General features: G+C 73.2%; 24 protein-coding genes and 1 pseudogene. 14 read left to right on the top strand and 11 right to left on the bottom strand.

Going from position 1 to position 19,848, the window contains the following annotated elements:
• Positions 1-4 precede the first annotated feature (4 nt).
• Complete coding sequence (locus AB0M30_RS05135; RefSeq protein ID WP_364580033.1) at positions 5-742, bottom strand: GAF and ANTAR domain-containing protein; 738 nt, start codon at positions 740-742, stop codon at positions 5-7.
• Positions 743-812: 70 nt separating this feature from the next.
• Here AB0M30_RS05135 and AB0M30_RS05140 point away from each other — a divergent pair, with 70 nt between their 5' ends.
• The 4 genes from AB0M30_RS05140 (at position 813) to AB0M30_RS05155 (ending at position 4,297) form a co-directional block, all read left to right on the top strand.
• On the top strand, positions 813-1,727 hold the full coding sequence (locus AB0M30_RS05140; RefSeq protein WP_364580035.1) for a glycoside hydrolase family 5 protein: 915 nt from the start codon (positions 813-815) through the stop codon (positions 1,725-1,727).
• 197 nt (positions 1,728-1,924) lie between these two features.
• Complete coding sequence (locus AB0M30_RS05145; RefSeq protein ID WP_364580037.1) at positions 1,925-2,671, top strand: GAF and ANTAR domain-containing protein; 747 nt, start codon at positions 1,925-1,927, stop codon at positions 2,669-2,671.
• Between the two features lie 9 nt (positions 2,672-2,680).
• The gene (ligD, locus tag AB0M30_RS05150) at positions 2,681-3,601 is read left to right on the top strand and encodes a non-homologous end-joining DNA ligase (RefSeq protein ID WP_364580039.1); all 921 of its coding nucleotides are present in this window, start codon (positions 2,681-2,683) and stop codon (positions 3,599-3,601) included.
• Between the two features lie 276 nt (positions 3,602-3,877).
• Positions 3,878-4,297 carry a DUF6292 family protein gene (locus tag AB0M30_RS05155; RefSeq protein WP_360175288.1) on the top strand — a complete coding sequence of 140 codons (420 nt, stop codon included), beginning with the start codon at positions 3,878-3,880 and terminating at the stop codon, positions 4,295-4,297.
• A gap of 49 nt (positions 4,298-4,346) precedes the next feature.
• Here the strand turns inward: AB0M30_RS05155 and AB0M30_RS05160 are convergent, their stop codons facing one another.
• Both AB0M30_RS05160 and AB0M30_RS05165 read right to left on the bottom strand, forming a co-directional pair.
• Complete coding sequence (locus AB0M30_RS05160) at positions 4,347-5,246, bottom strand: class I SAM-dependent methyltransferase (protein WP_364580042.1); 900 nt, start codon at positions 5,244-5,246, stop codon at positions 4,347-4,349.
• On the bottom strand, positions 5,243-6,196 hold the full coding sequence (locus AB0M30_RS05165) for an alpha/beta hydrolase (protein WP_364580045.1): 954 nt from the start codon (positions 6,194-6,196) through the stop codon (positions 5,243-5,245). Before AB0M30_RS05165 ends, AB0M30_RS05160 begins: the two co-directional genes overlap by 4 nt.
• 68 nt (positions 6,197-6,264) lie before the next feature.
• On the opposite strand from AB0M30_RS05165, the gene AB0M30_RS05170 reads away from it, so the two are divergent.
• Together AB0M30_RS05170 and AB0M30_RS05175 are read left to right on the top strand one after the other, a co-directional pair.
• Positions 6,265-6,822 (top strand): TetR/AcrR family transcriptional regulator, encoded by a 558-nt coding sequence (locus AB0M30_RS05170; RefSeq protein ID WP_364580048.1) that lies wholly within the window; start codon positions 6,265-6,267, stop codon positions 6,820-6,822.
• Between the two features lie 97 nt (positions 6,823-6,919).
• The gene (locus AB0M30_RS05175) at positions 6,920-7,261 is read left to right on the top strand and encodes a DoxX family protein (RefSeq protein ID WP_364580050.1); all 342 of its coding nucleotides are present in this window, start codon (positions 6,920-6,922) and stop codon (positions 7,259-7,261) included.
• Here AB0M30_RS05175 and AB0M30_RS05180 read toward each other — a convergent pair.
• Entirely contained in the window at positions 7,219-8,085 is an 867-nt protein-coding gene (locus AB0M30_RS05180) for an alpha/beta fold hydrolase (RefSeq protein ID WP_364580053.1), read from the bottom strand. The genes AB0M30_RS05175 and AB0M30_RS05180 overlap by 43 nt on opposite strands.
• Before the next feature lie 197 nt (positions 8,086-8,282).
• Entirely contained in the window at positions 8,283-9,305 is a 1,023-nt protein-coding gene (locus AB0M30_RS05185) for an alpha/beta hydrolase-fold protein (RefSeq protein WP_364580056.1), read from the bottom strand.
• Between the two features lie 133 nt (positions 9,306-9,438).
• Here AB0M30_RS05185 and AB0M30_RS05190 point away from each other — a divergent pair, with 133 nt between their 5' ends.
• The 4 genes from AB0M30_RS05190 to AB0M30_RS05205 all read left to right on the top strand — a co-directional run bounded on the left by AB0M30_RS05190 (position 9,439) and on the right by AB0M30_RS05205 (position 12,149).
• Positions 9,439-10,119, top strand: a complete 681-nt coding sequence (locus tag AB0M30_RS05190) for a hypothetical protein (RefSeq protein WP_364580059.1) — start codon at positions 9,439-9,441, stop codon at positions 10,117-10,119.
• Positions 10,119-10,673 carry a DUF6529 family protein gene (locus AB0M30_RS05195; RefSeq protein ID WP_364580062.1) on the top strand — a complete coding sequence of 185 codons (555 nt, stop codon included), beginning with the start codon at positions 10,119-10,121 and terminating at the stop codon, positions 10,671-10,673. Before AB0M30_RS05190 ends, AB0M30_RS05195 begins: the two co-directional genes overlap by 1 nt.
• 25 nt (positions 10,674-10,698) lie before the next feature.
• On the top strand, positions 10,699-11,124 hold the full coding sequence (locus AB0M30_RS05200; RefSeq protein ID WP_364580064.1) for a Rieske 2Fe-2S domain-containing protein: 426 nt from the start codon (positions 10,699-10,701) through the stop codon (positions 11,122-11,124).
• A 107-nt stretch (positions 11,125-11,231) separates the two neighbouring features.
• Entirely contained in the window at positions 11,232-12,149 is a 918-nt protein-coding gene (locus AB0M30_RS05205) for a DUF3800 domain-containing protein (RefSeq protein ID WP_364580067.1), read from the top strand.
• A gap of 42 nt (positions 12,150-12,191) precedes the next feature.
• Here the strand turns inward: AB0M30_RS05205 and AB0M30_RS05210 are convergent, their stop codons facing one another.
• The gene (locus AB0M30_RS05210) at positions 12,192-12,539 is read right to left on the bottom strand and encodes a hypothetical protein (protein WP_364580070.1); all 348 of its coding nucleotides are present in this window, start codon (positions 12,537-12,539) and stop codon (positions 12,192-12,194) included.
• A gap of 429 nt (positions 12,540-12,968) precedes the next feature.
• Between AB0M30_RS05210 and AB0M30_RS05215 the strand changes: the two genes are divergently transcribed.
• Positions 12,969-13,862: an NAD-dependent protein deacetylase gene (locus AB0M30_RS05215; protein ID WP_364580073.1), complete on the top strand. Its 894-nt coding sequence runs from the start codon at positions 12,969-12,971 to the stop codon at positions 13,860-13,862.
• Here the strand turns inward: AB0M30_RS05215 and AB0M30_RS05220 are convergent.
• The 3 genes from AB0M30_RS05220 to AB0M30_RS05230 all read right to left on the bottom strand — a co-directional run bounded on the left by AB0M30_RS05220 (position 13,825) and on the right by AB0M30_RS05230 (position 15,998).
• On the bottom strand, positions 13,825-14,400 hold the full coding sequence (locus tag AB0M30_RS05220) for a TIGR03086 family metal-binding protein (protein ID WP_364580076.1): 576 nt from the start codon (positions 14,398-14,400) through the stop codon (positions 13,825-13,827). The two genes, AB0M30_RS05215 and AB0M30_RS05220, sit on opposite strands and share 38 nt — an antisense overlap.
• 160 nt (positions 14,401-14,560) lie before the next feature.
• Positions 14,561-15,016, bottom strand: coding sequence for a group II truncated hemoglobin (locus AB0M30_RS05225; protein ID WP_364580080.1), 456 nt, complete (start codon positions 15,014-15,016; stop codon positions 14,561-14,563).
• 40 nt (positions 15,017-15,056) lie between these two features.
• Complete coding sequence (locus tag AB0M30_RS05230) at positions 15,057-15,998, bottom strand: NAD(P)/FAD-dependent oxidoreductase (RefSeq protein ID WP_364580083.1); 942 nt, start codon at positions 15,996-15,998, stop codon at positions 15,057-15,059.
• 77 nt (positions 15,999-16,075) lie between these two features.
• Between AB0M30_RS05230 and AB0M30_RS05235 the strand changes: the two genes are divergently transcribed.
• The gene (locus AB0M30_RS05235) at positions 16,076-16,669 is read left to right on the top strand and encodes an XRE family transcriptional regulator (protein ID WP_103338914.1); all 594 of its coding nucleotides are present in this window, start codon (positions 16,076-16,078) and stop codon (positions 16,667-16,669) included.
• A 1-nt stretch (position 16,670) separates the two neighbouring features.
• Here the strand turns inward: AB0M30_RS05235 and AB0M30_RS05240 are convergent, their stop codons facing one another.
• On the bottom strand, positions 16,671-17,264 hold the full coding sequence (locus AB0M30_RS05240) for a hypothetical protein (RefSeq protein ID WP_364580086.1): 594 nt from the start codon (positions 17,262-17,264) through the stop codon (positions 16,671-16,673).
• Between the two features lie 54 nt (positions 17,265-17,318).
• Entirely contained in the window at positions 17,319-17,807 is a 489-nt protein-coding gene (locus tag AB0M30_RS05245) for an N-acetyltransferase family protein (RefSeq protein WP_364580089.1), read from the bottom strand.
• A gap of 18 nt (positions 17,808-17,825) precedes the next feature.
• Between AB0M30_RS05245 and AB0M30_RS05250 the strand changes: the two genes are divergently transcribed.
• Both AB0M30_RS05250 and tuf read left to right on the top strand, forming a co-directional pair.
• A complete protein-coding gene (locus AB0M30_RS05250; protein ID WP_364580092.1) occupies positions 17,826-18,416 on the top strand; it encodes an XRE family transcriptional regulator in 591 nt (196 codons plus the stop codon).
• A gap of 202 nt (positions 18,417-18,618) precedes the next feature.
• Positions 18,619-19,805: pseudogene (gene tuf, locus AB0M30_RS05255) on the top strand (elongation factor Tu).
• Positions 19,806-19,848: the final 43 nt, after the last annotated feature.

The raw sequence follows: 19,848 nt of genomic DNA on the forward strand, positions 1-19,848 counted from the left end.
GCGCTCACCCTTCCCGCGGAGCGGGGCCGACCAGGTGGGCGGCGGCTTCGGCCGGGCTGGTGCCGTGCGCACGGGCCAGCGAGAGCAGGTGGTCGAACGCCGCGTCCTCGCCGAGCCCGTCGCGGCCCATGAGGAAGCCCTTCGCCATGGCGACGAGGTCCCGGTCGCGCAGGGTGTCCTTGAACCGGTCGCTGAACCGGCCGGCGCGTTCGTGGGCGCGGGCGTTGGCGACGAGGACCGCGGCGCGGTCGGCGAAGGTCACCAGCGCGCGCTCGTCGACGGGCCCGAAGGCGCCGGGGACCGTCGCGTAGATCTTGATGGCGCCGTGGCAGCCGCCGTCGGTGACCATCGGGGCGGTGACGACCGACCGCAGCCCCGAGCCGGCGGCCGCGGCGCACCACCGGGCCCAGCGCCGTTCCGTGGTGACGTCGTCGATCCGCTGCGGCGAGCCCCCGGCCAGCGCGGCCAGACAGGGTCCTTCGCCCAGCTCGTACTGCAGGGTGTCGGCCTCGCTCACCAGCGGGTCCGAGGCGCTCGTCGTGACGAAGCCGCCGTCGGCGTCGACGAGGGTGACCCCCACGCCCGCCGCGGCGGGGATCGTCGTCCCGGCCAGCGAAACGATCAGCTCCAGCACCGAATCCACGGTGTCCCGCGAAAGCAGCAACCCGGACATCCGGGCGGCGACCGCGGCCAGCTCACCGTCCAGCGGAAGCTCGCCCGGCGAGGCCTGTTCCGACGACATGGCCGCTGATTACCAATCCGGGGTCACTCGTAAACCCGACCTGCGGATCCGGGCGCGGTAGCTTGGCCCGGTGAACCGGTGGCTGGGGCGGGGAATCAACTTCGGCAACGCGCTCGACGCGCTGGGCGACGGCCCGGAGCTCCCTCTCGACGGGCGGTACTTCGACGAGGTGGCCGAGGCCGGCTTCACCACCGTCCGCTTGCCGGTCCGGTGGTCGGCGCACGCCCAGGCCGGGCCGCCGCACACGATCGACCCGGCGTTCGCCCGGCGCGTCGACGCCGGCGTGGCGGCGGCGCTCGACCGCGGTTTGCGGGTGGTGGTGAACGTCCACCACTACCACGAGCTCTGTGCCGCGCCGGACGAGCAGCGGCCCCGCTTCCTCGCGCTGTGGCGGCAGATCGCCACCCGCTACGCCGGCCATCCGGGGGAGCTCTGTTTCGAACTGCTCAACGAACCCCGCGATCAGCTCACGGCGGCCCGGTGGAACGCCGTGCTGGCCGAGGCCCTCGCCGTCGTCCGGGCGGCCGACCCCGGCCGTACCGTGATCATCGGGCCCGCCGGGATGAACGGCCTCGACGCGCTCTCCGTGCTCACCGTGCCCGCCGACGGCAACCTGATCGCCACGATCCACTACTACGCGCCGTTCGAGTTCACCCACCAAGGCGCCGGCTGGGTATCCGGCGCCGGCCGCTGGCTCGGCCGCACCTGGGGCGGCGCCGCCGACGAGGCCGCCGTGCGCGGCGATCTGGCCGAGGTCGCCTCCTGGGGACGAGAGCACGGGCTTCCCGTGTTCATCGGGGAATTCGGTGCGTTCTCCGCGGCGGACATGGCCTCCCGCGCGCGGTGGACGGGGTTCGTCCGGGCCGAGGCCGAGCGACTGGGCCTGAGCTGGGCTTATTGGGAGTTCGGCACCGATTTCGGTGCCTACGACGTGGAGCGTGCTGGGTGGCGCGAGCCGTTGCGGCGGGCGCTTCTCGGCGACTAGTGTCGCGCGTCCGAAGTTCAGTGACAGCGGCCCGGTCCCCGCTCTTCCCGGACGTCAAACAACTTGCGACGCGCGACACTAGGAGACCGTGGTCGTCGCGCGCCGAGCGGTCTGAACCACACCCGCACGCCGGCGGACATGGAACGACGGCGGAATGGGTACCCGGGGGCACTCGCGCCCGAGCGGGAGGAGCTCACATGGAACGGCCGGACCGCACCGCACCCGTCTCGCCGCTGTTCGACGAGGTCACCGGGGCGCTGGAAGCCCTCACCGCCGTGCTGCGGGAGGAGGACGACTTCCGGATCCTGCTGCAGCACATCTGCCTGCAGGTGCGCCACGCCGTCCCCGGCGTCCACGAGGCCTCGGTCACCCTGGTGACCGGCGAGGTGCCGCACACGGCGACCGCCACGAGCGCGGTCGTGGACGACCTCGACGGCGAGCAGTACCGGATCGGCGACGGTCCCTGCCTGGAGGCGGTCCGCGGCGGCAAGATCGTCCGCACGACGGTGTCCGACGCGGTCGAGCGCTGGCCGCGGTTCGCCGGCGGCGCCCGGGAGGCGGGCTTCGGGAGCTTCCTCGCCGCGCCGCTGGTGGCCGATGAGCGGTTCTCCGGCGCGATCAACTGCTACGGACGGCAGGACGACGGCTTCGAGGAGGTCGAAGCCCAGCTGCTGGAGCTCTACACGGCCGCGGTGGCGGCGATCCTCCGCGTGTACCACCGGTACCTGAAGGCACGGGAGACCGCGGAGCACCTCCGGACGGCGCTGACCTCCCGCGCGGTCATCGACCAGGCCAAGGGCATGCTGATGGCCATCCGCCAGGTCGACGCCGACGACGCCTTCGCCCTCCTGGTGGAGCAGTCGCAGCGGGAGAACGTCAAGCTGCGCGAGGTCGCGGAGCGGTTCGTCGCGCGGGTGGTCTCCGGGCACGTCCTGCCGAGGTAGCGTGGGGCCGTGGCGGGGAGCAGGATCACGGTCCGGGTCGGCGAGCGGCAGCTGACCCTCTCGAACCTCGAGAAGGTGCTCTACCCGCGGCCCGGCTTCACCAAGGGCGAGGTGCTCGACTACTACACGCGGATCGCGCCGGTGCTGCTGCCGCACATTCGCGACCGGGCGATGACGTTCGTGCGGTACCCCGAGGGTGTCACCGGCAGCTCGTTCTTCGAGAAGGACGTCTCCCGGCACGCCCCGGACTGGGTCCGCACCGCGCGGCTGAGCGTCGGCGGCCGCGGCAAGGATCCCGAGATCATCGCGTACCCGCTGATCAACGACCTGCCCGAGCTCGTGTGGGCGGCCAACCTCGCCGCTCTCGAACTGCACGTCCACCAGTGGACCGTCGGGCCCGGTGACGAGCGCGGCACCCCGGACCGGCTGGTGTTCGACCTCGACCCGGGACCCGGCGCGACGGTCGTCGACTGCTGCCGGGTCGCCGAACGGCTCTACGACGTCCTCGTCGAGGACGGGCTCACCCCGGTGGCGAAGACCAGCGGCTCCAAGGGCATGCAGCTGTACGCGGGCGTCTTGACGACGGACGGCGGTGAGCCGTCGCAGTACGCCAAGGCGCTGGCCGAGCGCCTCGCCGCCGAGACGCCGGACCTCGTCGTGGCGCGGATGACGAAGAACCTGCGCCCGGGCAAGGTCTTCATCGACTGGAGCCAGAACAACCCGGTGAAGACCACGGTGGCGCCGTACTCGCTGCGCGGGCGTGACGAGCCGACGGTGTCGGCTCCCGTCACGTGGGACGAGGTCCGAGCCTGCCGGCACGTGACGCACCTGAGGTTCACCGCGGGCGACGTCCTGGCGCGCGTCGAGGACTTCGGAGATCTGTTTGCCGATCTGGAACGCACCCGCGTCCCGATTCCTGCGTTCGGCTGAACTTCGGCAACCACCATTAGTACCGCTTGCGCGGGCGTGTTTCCGGAGAATTGCGGGAAAACGGCTTCACCTGCGGATTTGATCGTCCACAGTGGATTGCTGCACGTGCAGACGGGCGTGTCGCTGCACGACCCGCAAGTGCGGATGTTCGGCGGTGCGCCTAAGTCCGCGAAGTCGGTACGGTGCTGTGCACGAAGCGCGACAGCCGTCGCGGTGGCGAAAGACAATGATGTGACGGCCGTTGCCGGTCTTGTCGAACGTGACGAAAGGAAACGGGTGTCCGGCCTGATCGACGCCGATCTCGAATTCTGGTTCCAGCGCGGGCTGCGCGCGTATCTCGGCGAGGTGGCGCGCGCCCTCGGCTTCGGCCTGGAATCCTGCACCGTGGACGTCGACGTCCCGGTGTCGGCGTACCTGGCGGTGGACTGGCGGCTGCGCCGGTACCCCGAGCGCGACGTGGCGCTGCTCTGGGACGAGGTGCACGGCTGGGCGGCCGCCGTCGAGGCGGCGTGCGGGGAGGAGATGATCGTGCTGTCCTACCTCGGCGGCGAGGACATCCTGCCGCCGCCGCGCGAGGTCGTGCGCTTCCTGGCCGCGCTGCGGGCCGGCGTCCGCGAACCGGACCGGCCGGGCTCGCCCGTGCTGCGCCGCGCCGGCCGCCACCAGGAACTGCTGCCGCTGTTTCCGGCCCGCTGAATCTCCACAGTGGACGGTGCCGTGCCGGCTCCCCGGCACGGCACCGCGCTCACCGCGGGCCGGCGAAGCTCACCAGGCTGATCGACGGGCGCAGGTCACGCAGGCCGGGCAGGTTCGCCAGCTTCCGCAGTGTTCCCGGCCGCCAGGCCTTTCGGCCGGGTGGCGGCTGCACGTCTTCGACGGTGGCGACCCCGGGAATCCGGCCGGGCAGGCGCGCCGCTTCGGAGACGGTCAGGCCGAACGGCATCGGCGGGACGGTGTAGCGGGCCGACAGGCGCAGGCCGGAATTGTCGGTGCCGGCCGGTAGCGTGGAAAACGGGGGGCGCCCCCGCGGCGCACCCTTCAGCGTCCGCTTGCTGAGCCACGGCGGGATCGAGTCGAAGAACAGCTGCCCGCCGGGAAAGCGCGCGGCGCAGTCGGCGATCAGGGCGAACACCTCGTCGCGGTCGAGGTACATGAACAGGCCTTCGGCCGAGATGAACACGCCCCTCGCCGGATCGGGGACGTCCAGCCAGTCGCGCTCCAGGGCCGAGGCGGCGAGCGCGGTCATCCGCGGCTCCGGCGGCAGCAGGCGCCGGCGCAGGTCGATCACCGGCGGCAGGTCCACCGAAAGCCAGTCGACGGCGGGCCGCCCCAGTCGCCAGTAGGTGGTCTGCAGGCCCTCGCCGAGGGCGACCACCGTGGCGGCCGGATACCGGTCCAGGTAGGCGCGGATGGCGAAGTCCAGGGCGACCGCGCGCAGCGGGTGGATCTGGTCCGGCTTGCCGAACCGCGCGTAGTCGTAGGAGATGCGGCGGTGGAGGCGTTCGGCGAGCGGGTCGGCGAAGGCCGAGCCGGGGTGCCGCGACTCCTCGGCGCGGTTGCGCAGCGTCCACAGGCAGGTGGCCGCCACGCCGTCGAGAGCCTCGCCGTCGATCCGGTCCTCTTCGTTCTTCGGCGCCGCGCTCACGCCTGCTCCGCCGCGAACGAGGTCCGGAGGAAGCCGAGGATCTCCGCCGCCGCGGCCTCGGCCCGCGGTACCAGGCCGGGCATGCTGAGGAACGCGTGCCCGGCACCGGCGTACTCCGACAGCCGGACCGCGGTGCCCGCCGCCTCGAGGCGCCCGGCGTAGCGGCGGCCGTGATCGGCCAGCGGGTCGTGCGTCGGCACCACCACCAGCGCCGTGGCGAGCCCGCCCAGGTCGTCGGCGTGCAGCGGGGAAACCGCGCGGGCGTCGGTGCCCGGTGGGACGGCGAGCCGCCGGAACAGTCGCAGCACCGGCACGCTGAGGGTCGGCGTGTGGGCGTACTCGGTGACCGAGGGGTGGTCGAACAGCGCTTCGGTCGCGTCGACCGCCGGGTTGACCAGCACCTGGGCCCGCAGGGGCAGCCCCGCCTCCCGGGCCCGGATCGCGGCCAGCGCGCTGATCAGGCCGCCGCAGCTTTCGCCGAAGACGGCGGCCCGTGCCGGGTCGACGCCCCATGCCCCGGCGTCCCGGACCAGGTACCGGAGCACGTCCCAGCCGTCGTCGACCGCGTCCGGGAGCGGGTGGTCCGGGGCGACGAGCCGGTGTTCGACCGAGACGACGACCGCGGGCAGCCGAGCGGCGAGCCGGCTGTTCACCCAGTCGCTCTGCACCGCCGTGCCCACGAACCCGCCGCCGTGGACGTGGACCACGAGCGGCAGCGCGACACCGTCGACCGCGGCCGGCCGGTACACCCGGACCGGCAGGTCACGGCCGGGCAGCGCCAGTTCCCGCCACTCGATCACGGTGTCCGGGTCCGGTTCCCCGGTGATCGCCCGCGCCGCGGCGGACGCCCGGAAGCGGTTCTCCGCCGCGCGGTAGGAGAGCAGTTCTTCGGTGGTCATCGCCGGCCAGTCCGGCTCCGGCGGGCGCTGCACGATCGGCTGTCCGGTCACGATCACTCCCTAGTTTCGAAACCTGAGGTATCGAAACCTACGGTAGCGAAAACAGGTAGGCTCCCGCCATGGCTTCTTCCACCCGGCCGCCGGGCCGGCCCCGCGCCGGCGTCCACGACGCGGTGTTCGCCGCGACGCTGAGCACGGTCGAGGAGCTCGGCTACGCGAAGGCCACGGTCGAGCGCATCGCCGCGGCGGCCGGCGTCGCGAAGACGACGATCTACCGGCGCTGGCCGTCCAAGGGCGAGCTGATCGTGGACTGCCTCCTGGACGCCTTCGGCCCGGCGCCGCTGGCCGGGGGGAGCCGGGCGGAAACCCTGACCGCGGCCATCCGCTGGGCGGCCGCGAAGATCGGCGAACCCGGGGTGGGCGACGCGTTCGCCGGCGTGTTCAGCGACGCCGTCAGCGATCCGGCGCTGCGCGTGGTCCTCTCCTCGCGGCTGCAGGACCCGTACCGGCTCGCGCTCCAGGACGCCCTCGGTGAACCGGAGAGCCGGGTGCTGTTCTTCGTCGACGTCGTGGTCGGCGCGCTGCTGCACCGGATGGGCATGACCGGCGAGCCGATGGTCGACGCCGACGTCACGGCGCTGGCCGAAATGGTCGTGGCGCACTTCGGGCAGCAGTGACGGGCGTCACGTGGGGGGTTGTCACATCGGCCCGGACCGCGGAGTCGTGGGGGTGACGGACCCCGACCCCGGGGCCCGTGAACCCCGAGGAGTTCCGATGCACACCGCTCACCTGATCGTCACCATCGCCGCCGCGGCCTGGGTCGGCTTCTCGGCCGTCTCGATGTTCACCCGCGCCAAGTGGGTCGTCGAGCCGATCACCGAGTACGGCGTGCCCCGGTCGTGGTGGAACCTGCTCGGCACGGCCAAGGCGGCCGGCGCGGTGGGGCTGCTCGCCGGGCTCTTCTGGGCGCCGATCGGCATCGCGGCGGCGATCGGCCTGGTGCTGTACTTCAGCGGCGCATTGGTCACGGTGGCCCGGGCGCGGGCGTACACGCACCTGGCGTTCCCGGTGCTCTACCTCGCGCCGGTGGTCGCTTCGCTGGCCCTGCTGCCCTGATCGGCGAGCCAGGTGAGCGCGCCGGCGGCGTGGCGCAGCACGGACAGGTGGCCCTCGCCGGGCACGGGCCGGTACTCGGCGTCCGGGCACCGCCCGGCGAGCCACGCACTGTGCGTGGCGGGGATCATCCGGTCCCGCTCGCCGTGCAGGAGGAGGACGGGCGCGGTGATCAGCGCGGGGTCGCCGCCCCACGGCGTGACGTAGGCGAGGTCGTCGTCGATCAGCCCGCCGGGCCCGTCCGCGAGCGCCGCGCGGACGACCTCGTCCAGCCACGACCACGACCCGCCGAGCACGGCCAGGTCGGCTTCGGTGAAGACGTCCGGATCGAACTCGGCGGCCGCTTCGTGCTTTTCCTTGGCGGCCCGTCCTTCGGTGGCGGCCCGCAGCGAGCCGGCACTCGCGGCGGCCATGCCCCCGAACCAGTCGAGCCCGCCGGCATCGAACGGCGCGACGGCGGCCATGCTCGCGACGGCGAGGACCCGCTCCGGCAGCAGGGCAGCACAGGCGAGGGCGTGCGAGCCGCCCCCGGAGTGCCCCATCAGGGCGAACGCACCGACCCCGAGCGCATCCGCCACGGCGGTGACGCACTCGGCGGCGTTCCCGACGGTCCGCCCGGGCACCGGCGTCGAGGTGCGGTAGCCCGGCCGGTCGAAGGACACGAACCGGACCCCGAGCTCCGCGGCCAGGGGGAGCAACGGCCCGGGCGGCGCCCCGGTGTTGGGTGTCCCGTGGTGCCAGAAGACGGTGAGCCGTGCCGGGCCGCCGGTGTCGTAGACGTGCAGGGTGCGTCCGCCGGGCAGCGCCAGATCGGCCTCGGTGACCATGGGCCGAGCCTAGCGAAGCCTGTCACGAAAACCGGGCGGCGACCCACGGCTGACCGACGCCGCGAACTTCGACCGCCTCGGGCGGTCCCTGCGCCGGCAAGGCAAGACCGCGCCGGCCGAGGTGGCGGTGCATCCCCGGCACCCGGCTCAGCGCGGCCAGGCCGCCGGGGAACTCGCCGCGGGCGGCTGAATCCGCGTCAGCGGGCCAGCCGATCCGCCAGCCAGGCCAGCGAAAGCGGGTACCGGTAGTCGATCCCGCCGTGGCCTGCGTCGAACAGCTCGAAGTGGACGCGGTCGTCCGGCAGGCCCGCCCGGGCCACCTCGGCCCGGAACGCCTGCGCGCCGATGTCGAGGAAGTACTCGTCGCTCGTGCCCGCGTCGATCCACACCGCGCCCAGCGAACGGACCGCCTCCGCGTGGCCCGCCACCATCCGGACCGGGTCCCAGCCGAGCCAGCGCTGCCACTGCTCCGGCCGCAGCGCGCCGGTCAGCGGGTCGAACGGCAGCTCCGGCGTCCCGTCGTCCCGGGCCGAGAAGCACGCCGAGACGCCCAGCATGGTGAGCAGGGTCGCGTCTTCGGGCTTGGTGAACGCCGGGCGGCTGCGGAAGTCCGCCCACCACGCCTGGATGTCCTGGTCGTACCCGCGCAGCGCGCGGACCGCCTTGCCGAAGTCGGGGACGTAGGACAGCTCGTACAGCGCGTCGCCCGCGTGTGTCGCCAGCGCGCCGAACAGCTCCGGCCGCAGCATCGGCGTGATCATCGCGCCGAACCCGCCCGACGACTTGCCCGCGATCGCGCGGGATTCGCGGCCGGGGAGGGTCCGGTAGTGCTCGTCGACCCACGGGACGATCTCGTCGCACAGGTAGGAGTGGTAGCGGCCGGTCCCCGGCGAATCGACGAACTGCGAGCCGCCGTACGCGGTCCACGCGTCGACGTACACCACGACGCACCCCGGCGCGCCGGCGGCGAAGACGGCGTCGGCCGTCTCCACGAACGGCTGCCGGAACGGAGTCCGGTTCGCCCACATCGCCAGGTGCCCGGTGTAGCCCTGGATGACGTAGACCGCCGGGAAGCGCTCGTCGCCGTCGTCGTAGCCGGGCGGGACGTACACCCACAGCGGCCGATCGTGCGGGTCGCCGAGCGGATTGCCGCGCAGCAGCGTGGAAGTCACGGTGTGCCGGTCGAGCCGGCCGGCGAGTTCGGCGTCCCAGGGAAGCATGCGGCCAGTCAACCACGGGCCACCCGGTTGCACGGGCTAAGCAATACCTCTTTTCGGCGCGTAGCGTTGAGCCGTTTCGGCCCGAAGTCCGTGTGGCGGACACGGTGGTGGACCGGGAGAAGCGGGGAAGACCATGAGACATCCGGGGCCGTTGCTCACGCTGCTCGCCGGTGCGCTGCTCGCCGTCGGGATCAGCATCGCCGACCTGGCGGCCGGGACCGGCGCGCCGTCGGTCGCCGGGGCCGCGAGCGCGGTGGGCGCCGCGAGCACCACGACGACCGCACCGCCCGCGACGACCGCGACGACATCGGAGCCGCCGAAACCCGAAGTGCCCGCGCGGGCGGACTTCGCCGGGAAGGTGACCGGCGGCGGCGCGTCGATCGCGGTGTCGGCGCGCGACGGCCACGCCATCGCCTACGTCTGCGACGGCAAGAAGCTCGAAGCCTGGCTCCAGGGTGTGACCGTCGGGGGGAAGCTGGACCTCAAGGGCGCCTCCGACGCCGGCCTGACGGGCAGTTTCGACGCCACTTCGGCCACCGGCACCGTGACGGCGGCGGGCAAGACGTACCGGTTCACCGTGCCGGCGGCGAAGAAACCCGCGGGCCTCTACCGGGCGGCACCGAAGGTGAAGGGCAAGGCGGCGAAGGCCGGCTGGATCGTGCAGCCCGACGGCAGCCAGGTCGGCATCCTCACGACGGAGGACGGCCCGGCGGCCGCTCCACCGCTCGATCCGGCCGCGGCCACCGCGACCGTCGACGGCGCCCCGGTGACCGCCGAGGCGGTCAGCGGCCTGGCCGGGACCGGTGACTTCTGATGGCCACCGCCCCGGCGGCGGGCCACCGCGCCGCGGTCGCGCTCGTGGTGCCGCTGGTGGCCGGTGCCGTCGTCTCGGTGGCGCTCGGGGTCTACGGCAGCCTGCACACGCCGACCGGGGTCGCGGTGAACGTGGCGGGTTTCTCCGGTCCGCAGGCGGTGAAAGCGTGGCTCGCCACGGTCGTCGTCGTGCTCGCCCTCGTCCAGCTCGGCTCGGCACTGGCGATGTACGGCAAGCTCGGCGGAGCCGCGCCCGCGTGGGTCGCGCCGGTGCACCGGTGGTCCGGACGGCTGGCCTTCCTCGTGTCGATCCCGGTGGCGATGCACTGCCTCTACGCGCTCGGGTTCCAGGCGTTCGACACCCGCGTCCTCCTGCACTCCCTGCTGGGGTGCTTCTTCTACGGTGTGTTCGTCGCGAAGATGCTCCTGCTGCGCAAGGACGGCGCGCCCGGCTGGTCGCTCCCGCTGGTGGGCGGTCTGGCCTTCACCGCGCTGGTCGGGCTCTGGCTGAGCGCGTCGCTGTGGTTCTTCACCCGGTCCGGCTTGACCTTCTAGCTGTATTGCTCTCGGAGGACGAAAAGTGCGCGACGACGAAACGGACCCGGTGCTGGCGCGCCGGACGGCCCTCGCGGTCTTCGGTGCCGGGCTGGCGGCCGGCTGCAGCACCTACGGCGGCAGTCCGAGCGGGACGTCGGCCGCCCCGGCGCCCGCCGGCACCGAACTCGGCGCGTCCGCCGGCGTGCCGGTCGGCGGCGGCAAGGTGTTCGCGGACAAGGGGGTGGTGGTGACGCAGCCGGCGGCGGGGACCTACGCGGCCTTCTCGGCGATCTGCACCCACCAGGGCTGCGCGGTCGACACCGTCGCCGACGGCACCATCAACTGCCCGTGCCACGGCAGCAAGTTCACCATCGCCGACGGTGCGGTGGCGAACGGCCCGGCGTCGAAGCCGCTGGAGAAGAAGCCGATCACGGTCGCGAACGGCAAGATCACGCTCGCTCAAGCGTAGGCCGGATGACGGTCGTGGGTCGATCGTCCACAGCGGACTCCACGGCGGGGCGCCGGGCCGGGGAATCCGGTCGCCGGGACCGGGCCCGGTCTGGCATGATCGGGCCGGTGCGCCCGGTCGAGATCGCCTGCGACGAGTCGGGCTCCGAGGGCGAGAACCTCCTCGGCGGCGAGACGGACGTCTTCGCCCACGCCGGCGTGCGGCTCACGCCGGAGGAGGCGGCCGCCTGCGTCCGCGAGATCCGGGCCCGCATCGGCTCGCCCGCCGAGGAGTACAAGGCGAACCACCTGCTCCGCGCCAAGCACCGCGCGGTGCTCGAATGGCTGCTCGCCCCGGACGGCCCGCTCGCCGGCCGCGGGCACGTGCACCTGACCGACAAGACGTTCTTCGCCGTGCGGGCCGCGGTCGACCTGCTGGCCGAGGACGGCACGGACGCGATGGCCCGCACCCTCCACCGCACGGGCCCGGCGGCCTTCGGCGCCGCCCGCTGGGAATTCGCCTTGACCGCGTTCACCAGCGTGCTGCGGCTGAAGCCCCGGCGCGGCGTGACGACGTCGCCGCCGGAGTTCTTCGCGCTGGTGGACGAACTCGCCGCCGTCCCGGGCGAAGCCGGCGAGATCGTCGGCCGGTTCCGCGGTGGCGGCGAGCGCGTGGCCGCCTACCGGGCCCGGCTGGCGAGCGACCCGAGCCTGGTGCCGGTGCTGGATCCGCTGGTGCCCGCGGTGATCCACACGGTCCGGCACTGGAGCACCGGTGACACCCCGGTCGCCGTGATCCACGACGAGCAGCTGGCCCTCACCGCCGAGCGCGTGCTGCAGCTCAAGGCCACCCTGGGCCCTCGGCTGGCGGACGTGCGCTTCGTCGACTCCCGCTCCGACGCCCGGGTCCAGATCGCCGACTTCCTCGCCGGAGTCGCCCGCCGCATCGCCTCCGACCAGCTGAACGACCGCGGCGATCCCGGCTTGACCACGCTGCTGAAGTCTTTTGCGGACGCGGACTCCGTCTGGGACGGGCCCGTCGGGTGAGCGCCGGTCGGTTCCGGCGGCGGGCAGGGAGGAGCGCCTGCTTCAGAAGGTGATGTCGCCCTCGATGTCGCGTGCTTGCAGGACGTTCCCGCCGACACTGCCGGAGATCCGGTTGGTCACGCCGCCGGACTCGGCCCGCTGCCCGTCCGCCGCCCGTTCCCATTCGGCGCGCAGCCGTTCACCGAACGCCGGATCCGCCGCCTGCTCGGCTTCCAGGACTTCGGCCAGCGCGCGGACCTGCGGTGAATCCTGCGCCGTCCCCTCCGCGGCCGCCAGCACGGCCGACGCGGCGGGATCACCGGCGAACTTGGTCTTGATCAGGTCGTACAACCCCACGACGACCCGCCCCGCGGCAGCTGCGGCCACGGACACCAGTACAGGCTCAGGCACAGCAACCCCTCCACGACCCACCGCCACGGCCTCGGTCCCTTCCGAGGATACGGCGACCCATCCGGTGGTCAAGCCACCTCGATCCCGGCGGGCAACCGGTTGTTCATCCCGGCACGTTCCTGCCGCTGCGCTGCCATGGCCGAGGTGGAACGGCTGCTGACGGCTTCGACGGTCGAGGTCGCTCCGTGCCCGCCGGGTCCCGCCGATGCCCGGTTCTGCCTGCGTGCCCACTTCGCCGAGCCGGCCGGCCGGTTCGACCCCGGCTTCGACCCGGAACCCACGGCGGCGCGCCCGCCGAGATCAAGCGGATGTGGGTGGCGCCGCCGGCGCGCGGCCGCGGGCCGGCCGGGAGGTCACGCCGTTCAACGACGAGCACTACGCCGATCACCGGTCCGAGAAGATCCTGCCCGGCCCCCGTACCCTGGTCTGGTGCGGACCCGGCCCACCCTCTCCTGGACTTCGGCGGACGCGCCGCTGCCGCGGACGTCCAGCCTCGACGAGCTGACCGCCGTCGTCGCTCGTGGACGCGTCGCCGTGCTCAGCGGCGCCGGGCTGTCCACCGAATCCGGGATCCCCGACTACCGCGGGGAGAGCGGCAGCCTGCGCCGGCACACGCCGATGACCTACGACGAGTTCGTGACCAGCGCCGAAGGGCGGCAGCGGTACTGGGCGCGCAGCCACCTCGGCTGGCGCACGATCGCCCGCGCCGACCCCAACGACGGCCACCGCGCCGTCACCACCCTGCGCGACGGCGGCTACGTCTCGGGCGTCATCACCCAGAACGTCGACGGCCTGCACCAGGCGGCCGGCACCGCCGACGCCGTCGAGCTGCACGGCAGCCTGGACCGCGTCGTCTGCCTGGACTGCCGCCGCACCAGCCCGCGCGCAGAGCTCGACCGGCGGCTGCGGGCGGCCAACCCCGGCTTCACCGGCGCGGCCACCCGGATCAACCCGGACGGCGACGTCGAGCTGCCCGCCGACGTCGTGCGCGGTTTCCAGCCGGTCCCGTGCGCGGTCTGCGCGGGTGTCTTGAAGCCGGACGTCGTGTTCTTCGGCGAGAACGTGCCGCGGCCGCGGGTCGAGCAGTGCTACCGGCTGGTCGACGAGTCCGCGGCGCTGCTGGTGCTCGGCTCGTCCCTGACCGTGATGTCCGGGCTCCGGTTCGTCCGCCACGCGGCGAACGCGGGCAAGCCGGTCGTGATCGTCAACCGCGGCGAAACCCGCGGTGACCGCTACGCCTCGGTGCGGGTCGACCGGCCGCTCGGGCCCGCGCTGACCGAGCTGGTCAGCCGGCTGGGCGAGGATCGCGGCCGAACCGCGTGAGCAGCCGGTCCTGGCGGGACGCGCCGGCCGCCGCGGGCGGCGGCTCGGCGAAGAACCGCGGGCCCAGGGCCAGACCGGCGAAAATGGCCTCGTAGTCTTCGTCGATCCACGCCACCAGGCCCGGGTCCAGGGTTTCGTCGGCGCCGACGGCGCGGGCGAGGTCCCAGGTGTGCACGGTGCTGTCCGTCGTGCGCACGGCCAGTGCCCGCCGTCCGGTGAGCTTGCCCAGGGGGTAGTCGACGACGCGCTCCAGCGCGCCTTCCTCGGCGAACGCGGCCGCGCAGGCCCGGACCGAGCCGGTGAACGCGGCGACCGGGTCGTCGCCGAGCGCGTCGGCGTCCCGCAGGGCCAGGAACTCCTCCCGGGTCGCTCCGCGGAGGAGGCCGACGTAGTTGAGGTTGCCGCGGGTCATGTGGTTGACCAGCGCCCGCACGTCCCATTCGGTGCACGGTGTCGGCGCGGCCCAGCCGTCCGGCGGGACGCCGCGGAGGTGGTGCTCGAAGCCCCGGGAGGCGAGGAGGAAGCGGTCGAGGAGCATGGCGGCCAGTCTGGCCCGGTCCGCGGCGGCGCCGCTCGCGGATATCGGACGTGGTGAACGAGCCGGTCCGGACGGGTGGGGGGAACCTGCCCGGACCGGCTCTGGCGACGGACCTCCACAGCCGGTCGTCGCCTGCAAGACGCGGTGACGGCCCCGGTCGTTACACCGGCTGCAACCCGTTCCAGGACCAGCGCGGCACCGCCAGCCCGGCGGGCACCTCCCCGGGCGGGCCCGGATAGGTCAGGACCTCGGCCACCGCCCACTCCATGTAGGACCGCAGGGCGGTGCGGAACTCCGGATCGGCGGGCAGGCCGGCGTCGTCGGCGGCCTGGACGAAGCAGGCGACGAACCGGCGGCCGAGATCGCTCATGTCGCCGTTGCCGGCGTGCATCCGGAGCATCGCCGAGTGGTCGCTGCACTCCGCGGAGAACCGCGGCGGCCCGCCCATGACCTCGGCCCAGTACCAGGCCAGCCGGTCGACGTGCCGCGGGTGCTGATCGCGCTTCGAGAACGGGTGGTTCAGCTCCGGGTCGGCCAGGCATCGCTCGTGGTGGGCGGCGGCCAGCGCGCGGAACGCGGGGTCGCCGCCGGCGAATTCGTACAGCGTCGGGCGCATCCGCCGAGCCTGGCACGCCGGGCCGCCGGAAGCCAGGACGTCAGCGCGCGCCGGCGGCCGCGCGTTCCGCGGCGGGGGAGAAGCCGCCGAACGTGCCGACCGCCCGCCGGACGTCCTCGGTGACGAGGTCGTGGTTCAGCGCCGCGGCGGCGCCCGCGCCCTGGGCCGCGGCGACGATCACGGTCGCCCGCGCGTCGACGACGTTCCCGGCGGCCCACACGCCGGGCACCCCGGTCTTCCCGGTCGCGTCGACGTCGCCTTCGGTGTGGCCGAGGTCGCGCAGCAGCTGGTCGTGCGGGACGGTCCGGGTGCGGAGGAACAGCGCCGTCCGCGGCACGAACCGGGCCCCGAGCTCGACGCCGGTGAGGTGGCCGTGTTCGCGCCGGACCGCGGTCACCACCCCGTCGACGACACGGATCCCGCGGGCGTCGAGCCGTTCCCGGTCCTCTTCGGACACTTCCGTGGTGTGCGCGAAGTACACGACGTCCGGCGACCACTGGCGGACGAGCAGCGCGTGCTCGGCGCTCTCGGGCTGCGTGCCGAGGACACCGAGGGGCTGGTCGCGCACTTCGTAGCCGTGGCAGTAGGGACAGGTCACCACGTCGGTGCCCCAGCTCTCCCGCAGGCCCGGGACGTCCGGGAGGTCGTCGTGGATGCCGGTCGCGACCAGCACGCGCCGCGCGGTCAGCTCCCGGCCGCTCGCCAAGCGGGCGGCGAAGCCGTGGTCGAGCCGGGTCACGCGGTCTTCGAGGAGTTCCACGCCGTAGCCGCGCAGTTCGTCGCGGCCGATCCGGAGCAGTTCGGACGGCGGCAGGCCGTCGCGGGAGAGGAAGCCGTGCATGTGCTCCGCCGGCGCGTTGCGCGGGGCACCGGTGTCGACGACCGCGACGCGCCGCCGCGCCCGGCCGAGCATCAGGGCGGCGCTGAGTCCCGCGGCGCCGCCGCCCACCACCAGTACGTCGAAGCTGTTGTTTTCGGTCATGCCGCCACCATGAACCCGGCTTCGCGGATCCGACAACTAATGTTGCCATTTCCGGGACAAGCGGGTTTCCTGGGAGCATGACGGACGCGATCACCCAGGCCCTGGCCGAGGTCGGCCCCCGGCTCAAGCGGGTCCGCACGCAGCGGCGGGTCACCTTGGCCGACCTGTCGGCGGCGACGGGCATCTCCAAGAGCACGTTGTCGCGGCTGGAGTCCGGCCAGCGCAAGCCGAGCCTGGAGCTGCTGCTGCCGATCGCCCAGGCCCACCAGGTGCCACTGGACGAGCTGGTGGGCGCGCCGGAGGTCGGCGACCCCCGGGTCCGCCTGACCGCGCGCCGCATCCCGCGCCACAACGGCGCGACCATGACGGTGCTGCCCCTGACCCGGCAGCCGGGTGCGCCACAGGCGTTCAAGATGGTCCTGGAGCCCGAGACGGGCGAGCCGGATCCCCAGGTCCACGAGGGGTACGAGTGGCTGTACGTGCTCTCGGGCCGGCTGCGCCTCGTTCTGGCCGACCGCGACATGACGCTGGGCCCGGGCGAGGCGGCGGAGTTCGACACCCGCCTCCCGCACTGGTTCGGCGCGGTCGACGGCCGCCCGGCGGAGATCCTCAGCCTGTTCGGCAAGCAGGGGGAGCGGCTGCACCTGCGGGCCAAGTCGCGCCCGCGCTGAGTCAGGGCCGCGTGGTCTCGCCGGCGTGGTCGTCGCGGGCGCGATCGAAGGTCAGGTGCAACCGCACCGTGGCCGCGGCGCCCACCAGCCAGCCCAGCCCGAACCCCGTGATCGCGTACCACGCGGGTGCTCGGGCGATCCACAGGAAGACGCCGGCGACCAAGGCGCCGAGCAGCGCCAGCGCGGCGACCCCCGCGAACGCGAGCCAGGTCGGGTGCATCGCGTTCCAGCCGGTCGCCGTGAACCATCGCCGGCGGGCGACCGCGGGTTCGAGGGCGCGGTCCCGCCAGCTTTCCCATTGCAGGTGCCCCGCGAGCCGGGAGCTCAGGGAGTCCCGGACGTACCGCCGGATCAGCTTCAGGTGGAAGTCGTGCAGGATGTAGCGATTGCCGAGCATGTACGACACCAGCGGAACCACGAGCAGCAAGGCGACGTTCGTGGCGGACGCGATCGCCAAGCTGACGATGGCGCCGGCCGAGGCGATCTGCAGGGCGAAGACGTTCCACTGGACCGTCGCGCGACGTTCGGCCTCGCTCCGGAGGGCCGCGTACTCGGCGAGGAGGATCGTGGTGGAGCTGTCCGGGCGGTCATCCACCGGCCCATCATCCCGCGCGCCGAACGTGCGCGCCACGTCCTCGCACGTGCGTCGTCAGCCCAGTTCGCGCTGCATCAGCAGGGTGTCGAGCCAGCGGTCGTGCTTGAACCCCACGCGCCGGAGCACACCCGCGTCGGTGAAGCCGGCCGCGCGGTGCAGGCGCTGTGACGCCGGGTTGCCGGAGTCGACGATGACCGCGATCGCCTGCCGCGCTCCGGCGGCCGCGCACCGCTTCACCAGTTCGTCCAGCAGCCGCCGTCCGTGGCCGTGGCCGGCCGCCTGGGGTGCGAGGTAGATCGTCGTCTCCACCGAGAACCGGTACGCCGGCTTCGGCCGCCACGGCGCGGCCAGCGCGTAGCCGAGGACCTCGCCCGCTTCGGCCAGCACGAGGAAGGGCCACACGCTCTCGCGGATCTTCGCGCGCCACTGCTCCGCGGTCGGCGGCGTGGTTTCGAACGTGACGACGGAATCGGTGACGTACGGCGCGAAGACGGCGGCGATGCCGTCGGCGTCGGCCTCGGTCGCTTCCGCTATAGTGGACATAGTAGCTATTATAGAGGAATGATCGACCCGGTTTCCCTCGGCCGTCACCTGCACGACCTGCGGGCGGAGCGCGGGCTGGCGTTGAGTGCCCTGGCCGGGCAGGCGGGGGTCAGCGTGAGCATGCTGTCGGCCATCGAGCGCGGCGAGAAGACGCCGACAGTCGTGGTGCTGTCCCGCATCGCCGACGGCCTGGGGCTGTCCCTCTCCCGGCTGCTCGCCGACCTGGAGACCGGCCGGGTGATCGTCCGCCGCGCGGCGGAGCAGGACCACATCGCCGAACCTGGCGGCTGGCACCGGACGGTCCTGACCCCGGTCGTCCCCGGCGTCAACTTCGAGTGGATCCGCACGACGCTGCCGCCGGGCTGCGACGCGGGCGTGTTTCCCGCGTACGCCCCGGGTTCCCACGAATTCGTCGCCGTCGAGTCGGGCGAGCTGTGCCTCGGTGTCGGCGACGCGGAGTACGTCCTGACGGCGGGCGATTCGGTGTACTTTCCGGCCGACGCAAACCATGCCTACGCCAACCGAGGCGAAGATCCGTGCGTGTACCACGTTGCGGCGCTGATCATGCGGCCGCGGGAAAACCGGATGACAGCTCCCCGGCGGGCGTGACACCCTTCCGGTCATGTTCCCCGTGTCCGATAGCGCGACGCTCGCAGGCCTGTCCCTGCCGAGCGCCCTGTCGGCACGGCTGACCGGCGCTCGAAGCTGACCCTTCCCCGATTTCCCCCGCCCAGGGCGCGAAACCGCCGGGGGAGGGTCGACGCGCTCCGCCCGGTTTCGCGCATTCTTCGTCCCAGCGCAGGGAAAACCCATGACCAAGCAGCACTACGTGCGGACCAAGCCGCACCTGAACATCGGCACGATGGGCCACGTCGACCACGGCAAGACCACCCTCACCGCGGCCATCACCAAGGTCCTGGCCGAACAGGGCGGGGCGACCGCTACGTCGCCTTCGACCGCATCGACCGCGCGCCGGAGGAGATCGAGCGCGGCATCACCATCAACATCGCGCACGTCGAGTACGAGACGCCGACCCGGCACTACGCGCACGTCGACATGCCGGGCCACGCCGACTACGTCAAGAACATGATCACCGGCGCGGCCCAGCTGGACGGCGCCGTGCTCGTGGTTTCGGCGCAGGACGGCGCGATGCCGCAGACCCGCGAGCACGTCGTCCTGGCGCGCCGGATCGGGGTCGAGCACCTCGTGGTCGCGCTCAACAAGGCCGACCTCGCCGACGACGAGGAGCTGCTCGACCTCGTCGAGCTCGAGGTGCGGGAGCTGCTGACCCGCTACGGGTTCGACGGCGACGCCGTGCCCGTGGTCCGGGTGTCCGGGCTGCGCGCGCTCGAGGGCGACCCGCGGTGGACCCAGCGCGTCCTCGACCTGCTCGCCGCTGTCGACGAGCACGTGCCGATCCCGCCGCGGCGGCTCGACCTGCCGTTCCTGATGCCGATCGAGAACGTCCTCACCATCACCGGCCGCGGCACCGTCGTGACCGGCGCGGTGGAGCAGGGCACCCTCGCCGTCGGCGACGCGGTCGAGGTGATCGGCTTCGGCCCGGCGGTGAGCAGCGTGGCCACCGGGCTCGAGACGTTCGGCAAGCCGATGGACCGCGCCGAGGCGGGCGACAACGCCGCGGTGCTGCTGCGCGGGGTGAAGCGCGGCGAGGTCCGGCGCGGCCAAGTCGTCTGCCTGCCCGGCAGCGTCCGGCCGCACCGGCGGTTCCGCGCGGACGTCCACGTGCTGTCGGCGGCCGAAGGTGGCCGGCGGACGCCGTTCGCGGCGAACTACCGGCCGCAGTTCCACTTCCGCACCAGCGACGTCGTCGGGGTGGTCGCCCTCGCCGAGGGCGTCACGGTCGTCCGGCCGGGCGAAGCGGCTTCGCTGACGGTGGAGCTGGGGCAGCCGGTCGCGATGAGCCCGGGCCTCGGGTTCGCCATGCGCGAAGGCCGCCTGACGGTCGCCGCCGGCACCGTGCGCGAAGTGCTCGACTGAAGATCGGGCTGGTCCCCGCTTTCCCCGGAGAGCGGGGACCAGC

Source organism: Amycolatopsis sp. NPDC051716, assembly GCF_040681595.1.
In the GTDB taxonomy this organism is placed as follows: Bacteria; Actinomycetota; Actinomycetes; order Mycobacteriales; family Pseudonocardiaceae; genus Amycolatopsis.